Genomic DNA, 12,641 nt, shown 5'->3' with positions numbered 1-12,641 from the left:
AGCGTGTGCTTTTGCCCTTTTTGCTTTTTGAGCCCCTGCTTCCATACTCAGCCTCACGCCCCCCTCAACTCATCAAGGAGCACGCCATGGCCCCCGTGCACTATCCGCGTCTGACTCACCTCGCCCTGCATGTGCGCAATCTCGACGCCTGCCTGCTGTTTTACCGGGACTTTTGCGGCATGACAGAAACCCACCGGCGGGAAAGCGGCCCCCAGACCATCGTGTGGCTGGCGGAGCCGGGCCGGGAGCAGGACTTTGTGTTTGTGCTGATGAACGGCGGCGAGGATCTGCACCTGGGTGAGCGGGACTACCGCCACTTCGGCTTTGCCCTGCCCAGCCGCGCGGCGGTGGACGCCCTGGCCGAGCAGGCCAGACGGGCGGGCTGCCTGCTGTGGCCGCCCCGGGACGAGCCCTTTCCGGTGGGCTATTACTGCGGGGTCAAGGATCCCAACGGCAACCAGGTGGAATTCAGCTTTGGTCAGCCTCTCGGTCCGGCCGCGCACTGAGCCCCGGCTTCAGGCTGTCCACCGGCTCAAGAAAGTCCACCACGCCCTCGTGGGTAATCTGCTGCACGCACACCGGCTCGCCCTGCTCGTTAAAACGCACATGGCCGATACCGGCGCGGTTGAGCAGCCGCTCGCCCTTAGACGCCGCCACCGGTGAGTGCGGGGTAATGCGCAGCCGACGCCGGCGGGTGAACCAGTTCAGCGGCGAGCGCGGCGCATAGAGCCAGCGGTTGAGCCGGTCGAGCACGTCCAGCAACCGGCGCGGAAACTCATTCTTGATGCCGCTGCTGGTGATCTGCCAGATATGGGGCTCGCCCCCGCGGTGTCGCAGGCGAATGTCGTACATAAAGGAGTAGTGCACGTCGCCGGAGAGGATCACGTAGTTGGCCGGCGTGCGGGCATGACGAAAGATATTCAGGATCACGTTGGCGGTGCCCTTGTGGGCCATCCAGTTTTCCGCGTCCACCAGCAGCGGCTTGCCCAGCCAGGTAAAGATCTTCTGGATCACCTCGATCAGTTTCACCCCGAACACCGGTGTGGGCGACACCACCACCACCGACTCCTGGTGCAACATCTCGCCCTGCAGCTCGGTGAGCGCCTCCCAGTCCATCAATCCGGACGGCCGGCTGAAATTGGACTCGGATCGCCAGCGCCGGGTACGGGTGTCGAGCACCAGCAGCCGGGGTTTTGTGTCGAGCTGATATTGCCAGCCGTCAAAGGCCAGCAGGCTGTCGATCAGCCGATCCTGGTGCGCGCCGGTAGGATCCTGGCTCCAGGCCTGCAAGCGCTCCAGGGGCTCGCCGGCAAAGGCGTCGGGATCATTGCCCCAGCCCTGACAGATCAGGTAGCCCGCCAGGGCATTGCCGATGATCCGCCGGGAGAACGGATGGCCATAGGCGCTTTCCTCCCAGGCGGCGGTGAGATTCCAGTCGTCGGTCACGTCATGATCGTCAAAGATCATCAGGCTGGGCAGGTTGGCCAGCAGCCGGCGCACCGCCGGCAAGCCATCCACAAAGGCCGCAAGCCGGTCCCGCTCGTGTTGATAACGCTCGGCCAGCTTGCCGTCGAGCCGTGGCCGGTCATCGGGCAGCAGCCGCCAGGGCACCGGCGACCACACCAGCAGATACATGGCCAGCACCTCGGCCAGGGTGATCAGGTGGTTGGCGGCGCTGCTGGTGGTAAAGATGGGCTTGCGCGCCCCTTCAAAAAAACGCTTTTGCAGCGGCACGTTGGCCCGCGTGTCGGGCAGCAGCTCATTGCGCCGGTAATAGTTGAGGGGGCTGGCAAAGAGCTCGGCGCTGTCGGCCACCAGGGCCCCCTCCAGCTGCTCGTCGTACAGCCCCAGCACGTCAATCAACTGGTGAATGGCGGTCAGCATGGGGCCGGCCACGTCGTCGGCATAGATTTGGTCGCCACTCATCATCAGCAGCGCCGGCCGCTGCCGAGGCTGGCGGTGGCGCTCGGCCAGCCAGTCATCCGCCGCCACCAGACCGTCGGGGGCGGCATGATGGGGCTTGCGGCAAGAGCCGTGCAGCAGGCTGTCGAGCCGCTCCCGAATCACCAGCGCCGGCAGGCTTTCCCCCTGGTAACACAGCTCCCCGCCCCAGTCGGCCATGCCCTGCCAGTGTTGTTCGTTCACTCGGCACCATTGCAGATCGTAGGGCAGATGGGTGTCGGTGGGCAGGGGGTCGTCCAGCCTCAGATCCAGCAACTGAATAAAGCACGACTCGCCCACCCGCAGTTGCCGGTGGCCGTCACCGGAAAATGGCAGCGGGTCGCGGCCGGGCAGACACAGCCGAAAGTTCAGGGCTTCGCGGCTGGCCAGCCAGAATACCAGGCGTTCACTGTTGGCGCGGCGCAGCAGGGGGCCGGCGAGAATGGTGGAATCCATGAAACATCCGATGGGTAAATCAACATGGCCATGATAACCACTGCCGCTCGAGCTTGAAAGAAAAGCCCCCTCAAGGCCGGACGACTTCTGCCGTTACCCTTGAAGGCGCCACTCGGTGACGACGCGGTCATCTTGTATCATCTTTAATGACACTTATGAAACAAAATGATACAACCATGTAAACAACCAAATGGTGAGATCAAGGATGAAACGACTTTCCATCAGGCAAAAGATTTTGTTGCTGGCCCTGCTGCCCCTGTTGCTGCTGGCCGCGGTCAGCACCTGGGTCAATGTATCCCAATCCATGCGCCTCAAGGAGCTCAGCGGCGAAAGCCTGCATCGCTCCCTGCTGGAATCCCGCAAGCAGCAACTGGCCAATTACATGGAGCTGGCCATCACCAGCATTCAGCCACTGCTGGCCCGGGGCGATACCGCCATTGCCCGGGATCAGCTGCGCCGGCTGCGCTTTGACAATGGCGCCGGCTATTTCTTCGTTTACGATCACCGGGGCGTACAGGTGGTCAGCGCCGACAACCCGGGCCGGGAAGGCAATAACTATCTCAATGCCACCAGCCCGGACGGCCGCCACCTGGTGCAGGAATACATCGAGCTGAGCCGGGACGGCGGCGGCTATGTGGAATATAGCTGGCCCAAGCCCAACAGCGCTGAGGGGGCGCCCAAGTTGGCCCATATCATGCCCGTACCCGGCACCGACTGGCTGCTCGGCACCGGTTTTTACATCGACGATCTGCTGGCCACAGTGGCAACCCTGGAGCGGGAGCTGTCGGCCTCGGTACGCCAGGGCATGATCAATTCCGCCCTGTCGGCGGCCCTGCTGCTGGCACTGATTGCCGCCGTCGGCCTGGTCATCGCCCGGGGCATTCACGCCCCCATTCGCCAGGCGGTGGTCACCATGGAAAACATCGCTCAAGGGGAAGGGGATCTGACCCGCCGGCTCGATGCCGGTCAGCACAACGAGCTGGGCACCCTGGCCCGCTGCTTTAACCAGTTTGCCGGGCAGATTAGCGAGCTGGTGCAGAACACCCGCCACTCCGCCAACACCCTGCAGCAGGCCAGTGACGAACTGCAGCGCTTTATGCGGGAAACCGAAGCCGGCATTGATCGCCAGCACCACGAAAGCGATCAGCTGGCCACCGCCATGAACCAGATGTCGGCCACCGCCCAGGAAGTGGCCAGCAGCGCCGCCAACGCCGCCGAGGCCGCCGAACAGGCAGAGCGCCTGGTGACCAATGCCCAGCACCAGCTGCAGGGCACCATAGCGGTGATTGACGGCCTGGAAAACCAGGTGGCGGCCGGGGTGGATATCATTCAGCGGCTGGGCAAGGAATCGGAGCAGATTGGCACCGTTCTTGACGTGATCCGCGGCGTGGCCGAACAAACCAACCTGCTGGCGCTGAACGCCGCCATCGAAGCGGCCCGGGCCGGCGAGCAGGGCCGGGGATTTGCGGTGGTGGCCGACGAGGTACGCACCCTGGCCGGCCGCACCCAGACCAGCACCGAGGAGATCCATACCATGATCACCCAGTTGCAGCAGGGAGCCAAGGAGGCGGTACAGGCCATTGAAAGCATTCGCGACGGCAGCAGTCACACCGTGGCCGAGGCCAGACGCATTGACGAGGCCCTGCTCGACATCGGCACCGCGGTAAACACCATCAACCTGATGAACGCCCAGATCGCCAGCGCCGCGGAAGAGCAAACCCAGGTGTCGGAAAGCATCAACACCAATGTGCACCAGATAGTGGCCATTGCCGAGCAGACCAACGCCGGCTCCCGGGCCGCCAGCGAAACCAGCCGTCAGGTGGGTGAGCTGGCCAGCAGCCTGCAACAATTGGTGGGTCGCTACCGCACCAGCTGAGTCTGAGCGGCAGTAACCAGCTGCAAGCTGAGTGCACATGCCGGCGGCCTCTGACCGCCGGCCCCCTTTAACCGCTGGCCAGTCCCACCGCCCTTCTTTACACTGGCTGTCCGTTTCTTTCGGATCCTTGCCAACATGCGCGAAAAACTCGAACAACGTTCCTTTCTGTTTACCCTGCTGCTGGTCAGCCTGCTGTTCGGCCTGGTGCTCAAACCCTTCTGGGGCGCCATTTTCTGGGCCTGCGCCATTACCGTGATCTTTTCGCCGCTGCAGCACCGTATTCTCGGACGCATTGGCCACAAGCCCAACCGCGCCGCCCTGCTGACCCTGCTGATATGTGTGGTGATCGTGGTGCTGCCGGTGCTGTTTATCGCCACCTCCTTTATTCAGGAAGGACTGGCGCTGTATCAGCGTATCGATCAGGGCGAGGTCAGTCCGGGCAAGCTGCTGACCCAGGTGCGCAACGCCTTTCCGCTGCTGCCCGATCTGCTCGGCCAGCTGGGCATCAACCTGGACAGCGCCAAGCTCTCGGAAACCGCCCTGGCCGGCAGCAAGGTGCTGGCGGAAAAGGCGCTCACCGCCGGCCAGAGCACCTTTGGCTTTGTGGTGGACGTGGCGCTGATGCTGTATCTGGCGTTCTTCCTGCTGCGCGACGGCAACCAGCTCACCGAGCTGATGGTGCGGGCCCTGCCCCTGGGCGACGACCGTGAGCGCATGTTGTTTGCCAAGTTCTCGGAAGTGACCCGGGCCACGGTCAAGGGCAACATTCTGGTGGCCATGGCCCAGGGAGCCCTGGGCGGCTTTATTTTCTGGGTGCTGGGCATTCCCGGCCCGCTGCTGTGGGGGGTGGTGATGGCGTTTCTGTCGCTGATCCCGGCCATAGGCGCGGCCCTGGTGTGGTTGCCGGTGGCCATTTACCTGTTCGCCACCGGCGAGTGGCTGTCGGGCGCCGTGCTGGTGGCCTTTGGCGCCCTGGTCATCGGCCTGGCCGACAATGTGCTGCGGCCGCTGCTGGTGGGCCGGGACACCAAGCTGCCCGACTACTTGGTGCTGTTTTCCACGCTTGGGGGGATCAGCCTGATGGGGGTCAACGGTTTTGTCATCGGCCCCCTGGTGGCGGCACTGTTCCTGGTGTTCTGGGATATCTTTACGCGGGAGTTCAACGGCCGCTAAGCCGCGGCTTTCCCCGACAAAAAAGGCCCGCACGGTGTGCGGGCCTTTTCTTATTCGGCAATGCCGGTTCAGTCGAGCTCGATGCTCAGCTGAATCGACTCGTCGAAGTAAAATTCGTCACAGTTGTTGCCCGGACCGCTGCGATCCACCACCAGGAACTCGTCGTTGTCGCGCAGCGCCATGATCGGATGGTGCCATACGCCCCTGTGGTAGTTCACACCCTGACGACCGGTGGCACGGAAGGCGCGCACGGTGGCCGGGTCGATATGCATGCTGCCGTCGCCAACCGGCGCCACCACCAGCAGGAAGTCATGACCGAACAGCGGAATGAACGACTGGGAACCAAAGGGATGGCGCTCCAGCATTTTCACCTGCAGCGGGTATTCCAGCATTTCGGCGCGGAAAATATTGATGATGCCCTGGCCCTGTTCGTCCAGCTGCACTTCGCCCAGCTTGTGATAACGCTGAGTGGAGCCGTTGTTGATCATGAAATAATCACGACCTTCGGATTCGATCACGTCGCCAAAGGGAGCAAAGGCTTCCTTGGTCAGCGGCTCGATCTTGAGAGTTTTGATCATTGCTGCCTCCTGCAGAGAAGAAAGAAAGGCGAGGCACGAACGCGCCTCGCCGGTTGGATTACATGTCGTTCAGACGGAACGCGGCAATCTTGTTGATTTCGGCAACGGCGCGATCAAACTCGGTGTCGTAGTCGTTGTGAATGCGCTCTTCAAAGGCCGCCAGGATCTGGTGACGATTGGAACCCTTCACCGCCATGATGAAAGGAAACTGGAATTTTTCCTTGTAGGCGTTGTTCAGGAAGGTGAAGCGCTCAAACTCTTCGGCGGTACACTCGCTGATGCCGGCACCGGCCTGCTCGTTGGTGGAGGCTTCGGTCAGTTCGCCCCGCTGGGCAGCCTTGCCGGCCAGATCCGGGTGAGCATTGATCAGGTCAAGCTGAGCCTGCTTGTCGGCATTCAGCATCACACCGCTCATGCGGGCGTGCAGATGTTCAATCTCGTTGTCGGCCTCGGTCAGGCCCTGATCGAAGGTCTGCTCGGCCACCCAGGGAGAATGCTCGTAGATGTCGGCGAAGGTCTTGACGAATTCGTCGCGGCCCAGGGTGCTGGGCTTGCAGGTCTTGAACAGGCTCATTACTTGTTTCCTTTGTAGGGGTGGTGCTCATGCCAGTGCTTGGCAATGTCGATGCGGCGGGTGAACCACACCTTGTCGTGGCTGCGGGCGTACTTGATGAAACGCTCCAGACCGGCCATGCGGCCCGGACGGCCCAGCAGGCGGCAGTGCATGCCGATAGACAGCATCTTGGGTGCTTCGGCACCTTCTTCATACAGTACGTCAAAGGCGTCTTTCAGGTACTGGTAGAATTCTTCACCGGTGTTGTAGCACCCCTGGCCAAAGCGCATGTCGTTGGTGTCCATGACATACGGAATCACCAGGTGGCCCTTGCCGTTGTTGTCTACCCAGTAAGGCAGGTCGTCACCGTAGGAGTCGGAGTCATACAGGAAACCGCCCTCTTCCATCACCAGCTTGCGGGTGTTGGGGCTGTCACGGCCGGTGTACCAGCCCAGCGGGCGCTCGCCACAAACACGCTCAAAGATGTCCAGCGCCTTGTACAGGTGCTCGCGCTCTTCTTCTTCGCTCATGAACTGGTAGGTGATCCACTTGTAGGCGTGGGAGCAGATCTCGTGGCCTTCGTCCATGAACGCCTTGGCGATTTCCGGATAACGCTCGATGGCGGTGGCCACGGCGAAGATGGTCAGCGGAATGTCGTAGCGCTTGAACAGGCGCAGCAGGCGCCAAACACCGGCACGGCTGCCATATTCATAGATGGATTCCATGCTCATGTGACGAGCGTCGGGGAAGGACACGGCCGCCGGCATTTCGGACAGGAAGGCTTCAGACTCACCATCGCCGTGCAGCACACAGCGTTCACCGCCTTCTTCATAGTTCAGTACGAAGTTGATGGCGATACGGGCATCACCGGGCCATTTGGGGTGAGGCGGGTTGGCGCCATACCCGACGAGGTCGCGCGGATAGTCTTTGTTTTGGCTCATCGGAAAACTCCTAAAAAACAACGGGTTATCTGCCGGCCGGGAGCAGCCGGATAAAGAGAGTTTGACGGTCGTCACAATCTTCCCATTGTATACAATAAAATCAACTTATGTAAATGACCGGTTTAGTTTTTGTATCGGAATGGTCCGGCAATTCTTGCTTTGCGGCGCCAAAGCAAAGACAATCGACAATGAATCAAGACCCCAGCGCTGAAAAATGTGAACTGGCGCGTCAAAAAAATATCTTTATGTTAAAATAATGTAGACTCGACAGTTGTCTTGATGTAAAAACACTTCTGCCGGCGAAGACCGTCGGCAGTACCTTGGACTTTGAAGACGCTTTACGCGCAAGGTAACTTGAAAATGGGAAGATTAACTACTCACGTACTCGATACTGCCAAGGGCCTGCCCGGCTCCGACATCAAGGTTGAACTGTACAAGGTGGATGGCGAGCAAACCACGCTGATTAACACCGTATACACCAACCATGACGGCCGTACCGATGCGCCCATCCTGGAAGGTGCAGACTATGTTTCCGGTAAATACCAGCTGGTCTTCCACACCTCTCCTTACTTCAAGAAACAAGGTATTGAACTGCTCGAGCCGGCGTTCCTGGATGACGTTGTTATCCGTTTCGGTATTGCCGAGGGCGAAGAGCACTATCACGTACCCCTGCTGATCGCGCCCTACAGCTACTCTACCTACCGCGGTAGCTAAAGGGTCGCAGACGGCTCCTGCCCATGCCACCGGCTCAGGGAACGACTGGCGGCATGGGCAGTCTGCACACTACCCACGAGGATTTCCGGTTATGGAACACGCCAAGCACGAGCCAACCCCTCAGTCCCTTCCCACCTCTTCGGGATTTCTGGACAGGTTGTTCAAACTCAGCGCCCATGGCACTACGGTCAAAACCGAGCTGGTTGCCGGTCTGACCACCTTTATTACCATGGCGTACATTATTTTCGTCAACCCCACCATCATGGCCAGCTCCGGCATGGACGCGGGCGCCGTGTTCGTGGCCACCTGCCTTGGCGCCGCCGTGGCCACCCTGTTTATGGGGCTGTACGCCAACTGGCCGGTGGGGCTGGCACCAGGCATGGGCCTGAACGCCTTCTTTGCCTTTACCGTGGTCGGCGAGATGGGCTACAGCTGGGAAGTGGCCCTGGGCGCCGTGTTCTGGTCCGGCATCATCTTTACCGCCATGAGTTTCTGGAAGATTCGTGAATGGGTACTCGACGCCATTCCCGAGTCCTTGCGCTATGCCATGACCGCGGGCGTGGGCCTGTTCCTCGGCCTGATTGGCCTGAAAACCGCCGGCATAGTAGTGGACAACCCCGCCACCCTGGTGAGCATGGGGGACTTTACCAACCCCAACGCCTGGCTGGCCGCCGTCTGTTTCCTGATCATTGCCGCCCTGGCCCACCGCCGTGTGTTTGGTGCCGTGCTGATCGGCGTGCTTGGCACCACCCTGGTGGGCCTGGGCATGGGCCTGGTGGAATACAACGGCATTTTTGCCGCACCGCCCAGCATCACTCCCACCCTGTTCAAGCTGGACATCATGGGTGCGCTGGATGTGGCCATGGTGACCGTGATCCTGTCGTTCCTGTTTGTGAACATGTTTGACACCGCCGGCACCCTGATGGGCGTGGCCGAGCGTGCCAACCTGCGCCGCGCCGATGGCAGCATTGAAGGCCTGAAGAAATCCCTCAAGGCCGACAGCGCCTCTTCGGTTGTGGGCACCTTTATCGGTTGCCCGCCGGTCACCAGCTATGTGGAAAGCTCGGCCGGCGTGGCCGCCGGGGGGCGCACCGGCCTGACCGCCGTGACCATTGCCGCCCTGTTCCTGCTGTCCATCTTCCTGGCGCCGCTGGCCGGCATGGTGCCCGCCTACGCCACCGCGGGGGCGCTGATTTACGTGGCCTTTGCCATGATGAGCAGCCTGGCCAATATCGACTGGCAGGATTACACCGAAATGGCCCCGGCGGCGCTGACCGCGCTGATGATGCCGCTGACCTTCTCCATTGCCAACGGCATTGCCATGGGGTTTGTGGCCTACGCCGTGCTCAAGGTAGCCACCGGCCAGGCCAACAAGGTGTCGGTAGGTGTTTATGTACTGAGCGCCATCTTCGTGGCCAAGTTTATCTATATGTAAGCAGCCACTGCCGCATACAAAAAGCCACCGTTCGCGGTGGCTTTTTTGTTGGTTTGCAGGTCCCGGTTTATCGGGCCGCTGGCTGACTCGCCCGAGTGCAGTCGGGCCTGTAAAGCGGGCCTCACAACCGGATCTTGAACACTCACCCCGCCAGCCGGCTCATGCGCCGACGCAGCTCGCTCATCTTGTCATTCATCACCTGCTCAAAGCGGGCCAGCTCCTGCAGCAGCCGCTCCCGGGAACTTTGCCGGCCCAGCAGCCGCTCCAGCTCGTCAATGGCAGCATCCAGCGCCTGGGCCACTTCCCGGTTGATCACCTGGGGAAAACGAAACTTGAGGCTGGCGGGCAGGCAGGAGTCGGCATCGCGCTCGAACCAGACCTTCAGCTCCTTGTGGGTGTCGGCGTCACGCAGGCGAAAACGGCTGATACGGTCGATGTCTTCAATGCCCATGGCAGCCAGGGTGGGATAGGCCTGATTCATAACAACCTCCGGTTCGCGAACAACTCGCTTACATTGTGTTAACCAAAGGCTAGTCACTTGCGCAGACTGTGATTAGAGCCAGTTGCCGGCGGCCGCTGAGACCAGCTGGCTCCATTGATCGGCCCGTCCTGGTGCTAATGCCAAACCCTGGCCGCTCCTAGAGTGAAGGACACTACCTGTGCATATAACAAAACAAGACAAGGAGCCGTTATGGCAGCAACTACCCTCACCCTGGAACTGAGCCCGGAGCTCGCCGCGCTGTTTGAACAGTACGAAGCCCTGACTCGCGTCAGCGCCGAGCAATATGTGCAGCAACTGGTGGAAAAGACCCAGCCCACCCTGGAAGCCATGGTGGCGGCGCTGCAGGAAGCCGGCGACGACGAGGCCGCGGTCATGGAGCTATTTGGCAAAAAAATGGCCGAGTCCATGCTGCGCCAGCAGCAGGCGGTTCAGGCCTGAGGATCGAGTGATAGCGCAGGCTGAATGCCTGCGCTTCAGAACTTACTTCAGCGCCTCTATCTGTCGGCGCAATTCGTCCAGCTTGTCCTGCATCACCCGCTCCATGTGCTCCAGATCCGCCAGCAACTGCTGCTTGGTATCCAGGGTCGCCTCGTCGCTGTGCGTTTCGCCGCCCAGCAGCCGGTGCAACTCCAGCAGCGCCTGGCGCAGCACCGGGCTGGTGTCTTCCAGCCGGTGCCACTGCTCGGTTTTCTGAAATTCCATGGGGCCAAGGGAGCCAGGCCGGGCAAAGGTGAACTTCTTGCTGCGCGACAACAGCGAGCCCTTGGGCCTGTGGTAATAGATCTTGAGCACGTCGGCCCGGGCTTCACGCCTGAGCTGATAGCGGCTGATGTTGTCAAAAGAGGTAATACCCATCTGGGTGAGGGTCGAGTAGTGTTCGGTCATTGCTGCCCATCTCAAAAAATCGGTGTTCAACACATTTCGCCCGCCGGCGAAAAGGCTGTTGCTGACGGCGTTCTTCCTTGAGCAGCACCGGCGCGAAGGCCAAAAAAGCAACAGGGGCGGCAAGTCTGCCATGGCCGGCTGCCACCGGACAGGGCCAGTTAACCCGACTCACTGGAACCAGTCGGCCTGAGCTCGTCAGGCCGACTGGTTCAGGCAGACACCAGCACCGTTTTACTGCGACTGAAGCGTTTTAACGGCAGCCGCTGATCCGGGCTGGACTGCGGCGGCCAGTGGCTGTTGTGGTAAGGGTTCGGGTTGACCCGGCACAGATCAAAGGGCAACGACCGGGCCAGCTGCTCGCCCCGGGCCAGATCCCGTGTCCAGATGGAGGCGATACCATCGGGAGACATGGACCGGCACAAGGCCTGCATGCCGTGCTCGTCCGCCACCCGCAGCACACTGCTGACGGGGCCGGCGGGCCAGGCGGGAAACAGCGTCGTCGCCGGATCCTGCCCTTCGATCAGGGTGGCCGGGTAATACCAGCCTTCCTCGTCGGGCAGATAACCGCCACAACGAATGCGCCCGCCCTGGCGCTCGGCCTCACGCAGCTGACGCTCCAGCCACTCCCGCTGACCGCTTTTGGCCAGCGGTCCCAGCTCGGTGTCACTGTCGTCGGGCCGGCCCAAACGCAGCGAAGCCAGCCGTTCACCCAGCCGCTCCAGAAACGCCTCCGCCAGGCCGGGGGTGATCAACACTCCGCCCTCGCTCTGGCGCCAGCTGGCCCGGTAACGAAAACAGCCATTCAACACCGACTCCACCGCCGGCTCCAGGTCGGCGTCGTCCAGGATCAACTGCAGATCCGCCTCGGCCAGCTCCAGGATCACCGGCTTGAGCCGGCCCCCCGCCAAGGCGGCCATGATGGCCCCGCCCTGGCGCTCGCCACTGTAGGCCAGGCCGCCGATGCGCGCATCCGCCACCACTCCGGCCACCTGCTCCTTGGATATGCGCAGGGGGGTGATCAGGCCTTCCGGCACCTCGGCCTCGGTCATCAACCGCGCCAGCAGCTCCACCAGCCGGGACAGGTGTTCCGCCGGCTTCAGCAACAGCCCATTACCGGCCATCAGCGCCGGCGCCAGCAACCGAACACATTGCCACAGCGGGGCCGGGCCGGCGGTGAGCGCCAGCATCAGTCCCAGCGGCCGCTGGCTGACCTGGCTGCGCGCCGCAGGCAGCATGGCCTGTCCGTTGGCGGCGAAATGGGCGCACTCTTCGGCACAGCGTTCCACTTCCCGCAAGCAATCCTTCAGCAGGGTGCCGGTTTCCAGGCAGAGTTCCCGGGCCAGGCGCTGTCGGCCGGCCGACAGCGCCGATGCCAGCCGGTACAGCAGGGCGGCCCGTTCCGACGGCGCCTCGTGCTGCCATGCCTGCGCGGCCTGATAGGCCTGGTGCAGCAGCTGCTCCAGCCGGTCTTCACTCAGGCAGGCATGGTGGGCCAGCACACGGCCCGAACTGGGATCAAAGGAAACAAAAGTCATCGCAAGGCTCCTTGGGCCGGGCTGTCCGCACCCTCATCGATGATATCGGCTG

The 12,641-nt window shown here is 61.8% G+C and carries 13 protein-coding genes; 6 read left to right on the top strand and 7 right to left on the bottom strand.

The features are described 5' to 3' along the window. Window positions 1-86 precede the first annotated feature (86 nt). Window positions 87-506, top strand: a complete 420-nt coding sequence (locus OJHNALOF_RS03615; protein ID WP_094200453.1) for a VOC family protein — start codon at window positions 87-89, stop codon at window positions 504-506. Here OJHNALOF_RS03615 and OJHNALOF_RS03610 read toward each other — a convergent pair. Further along, window positions 469-2,397: an alkaline phosphatase family protein gene (locus tag OJHNALOF_RS03610; RefSeq protein WP_165661184.1), complete on the bottom strand. Its 1,929-nt coding sequence runs from the start codon at window positions 2,395-2,397 to the stop codon at window positions 469-471. The genes OJHNALOF_RS03615 and OJHNALOF_RS03610 overlap by 38 nt on opposite strands. Before the next feature lie 205 nt (window positions 2,398-2,602). On the opposite strand from OJHNALOF_RS03610, the gene OJHNALOF_RS03605 reads away from it, so the two are divergent. Together OJHNALOF_RS03605 and OJHNALOF_RS03600 are read left to right on the top strand one after the other, a co-directional pair. Beyond that, complete coding sequence (locus OJHNALOF_RS03605) at window positions 2,603-4,273, top strand: methyl-accepting chemotaxis protein (protein WP_165661183.1); 1,671 nt, start codon at window positions 2,603-2,605, stop codon at window positions 4,271-4,273. Between the two features lie 135 nt (window positions 4,274-4,408). Then, a complete protein-coding gene (locus OJHNALOF_RS03600) occupies window positions 4,409-5,446 on the top strand; it encodes an AI-2E family transporter (protein ID WP_165661182.1) in 1,038 nt (345 codons plus the stop codon). Window positions 5,447-5,514: 68 nt separating this feature from the next. Here OJHNALOF_RS03600 and OJHNALOF_RS03595 read toward each other — a convergent pair whose 3' ends face one another. From OJHNALOF_RS03595 to puuE, 3 genes are all read right to left on the bottom strand, one after another. Continuing rightward, window positions 5,515-6,021, bottom strand: a complete 507-nt coding sequence (locus tag OJHNALOF_RS03595) for an ureidoglycolate lyase (protein ID WP_211284215.1) — start codon at window positions 6,019-6,021, stop codon at window positions 5,515-5,517. 61 nt (window positions 6,022-6,082) lie between these two features. Next, complete coding sequence (gene uraD, locus OJHNALOF_RS03590) at window positions 6,083-6,598, bottom strand: 2-oxo-4-hydroxy-4-carboxy-5-ureidoimidazoline decarboxylase (RefSeq protein ID WP_094200458.1); 516 nt, start codon at window positions 6,596-6,598, stop codon at window positions 6,083-6,085. Beyond that, window positions 6,598-7,518 carry an allantoinase PuuE gene (gene puuE / locus OJHNALOF_RS03585; protein ID WP_094200459.1) on the bottom strand — a complete coding sequence of 307 codons (921 nt, stop codon included), beginning with the start codon at window positions 7,516-7,518 and terminating at the stop codon, window positions 6,598-6,600. Before puuE ends, uraD begins: the two co-directional genes overlap by 1 nt. Window positions 7,519-7,878: 360 nt before the next feature. Between puuE and uraH the strand changes: the two genes are divergently transcribed. Next, the gene (uraH, locus tag OJHNALOF_RS03580; protein ID WP_094200460.1) at window positions 7,879-8,232 is read left to right on the top strand and encodes a hydroxyisourate hydrolase; all 354 of its coding nucleotides are present in this window, start codon (window positions 7,879-7,881) and stop codon (window positions 8,230-8,232) included. A 91-nt stretch (window positions 8,233-8,323) separates the two neighbouring features. Next, window positions 8,324-9,667: an NCS2 family permease gene (locus OJHNALOF_RS03575; RefSeq protein WP_094200461.1), complete on the top strand. Its 1,344-nt coding sequence runs from the start codon at window positions 8,324-8,326 to the stop codon at window positions 9,665-9,667. 142 nt (window positions 9,668-9,809) lie between these two features. On the opposite strand, the gene OJHNALOF_RS03570 is transcribed toward OJHNALOF_RS03575, so the two are convergent. Further along, a complete protein-coding gene (locus OJHNALOF_RS03570) occupies window positions 9,810-10,148 on the bottom strand; it encodes a DUF3461 family protein (protein ID WP_094200462.1) in 339 nt (112 codons plus the stop codon). 210 nt (window positions 10,149-10,358) lie between these two features. Here OJHNALOF_RS03570 and OJHNALOF_RS03565 point away from each other — a divergent pair, with 210 nt between their 5' ends. After that, window positions 10,359-10,607, top strand: coding sequence for a hypothetical protein (locus tag OJHNALOF_RS03565; protein ID WP_094200463.1), 249 nt, complete (start codon window positions 10,359-10,361; stop codon window positions 10,605-10,607). Between the two features lie 42 nt (window positions 10,608-10,649). On the opposite strand, the gene OJHNALOF_RS03560 is transcribed toward OJHNALOF_RS03565, so the two are convergent. Next, window positions 10,650-11,054: a DUF3461 family protein gene (locus OJHNALOF_RS03560; RefSeq protein ID WP_094200464.1), complete on the bottom strand. Its 405-nt coding sequence runs from the start codon at window positions 11,052-11,054 to the stop codon at window positions 10,650-10,652. Window positions 11,055-11,263: 209 nt separating this feature from the next. Continuing rightward, window positions 11,264-12,589, bottom strand: a complete 1,326-nt coding sequence (locus OJHNALOF_RS03555; protein WP_165661181.1) for an aldehyde dehydrogenase family protein — start codon at window positions 12,587-12,589, stop codon at window positions 11,264-11,266. Between the last annotated feature and the right edge of the window lie 52 nt (window positions 12,590-12,641).

The sequence above is a fragment of the Oceanimonas sp. MB9 genome (genome assembly GCF_011319775.1).
In the GTDB taxonomy this organism is placed as follows: domain Bacteria; phylum Pseudomonadota; class Gammaproteobacteria; order Enterobacterales; family Aeromonadaceae; genus Oceanimonas; species Oceanimonas doudoroffii.
The sequence above is the reverse complement of the archived record's forward strand: the minus strand, read 5'-3'. Positions and strand labels throughout refer to the sequence as shown.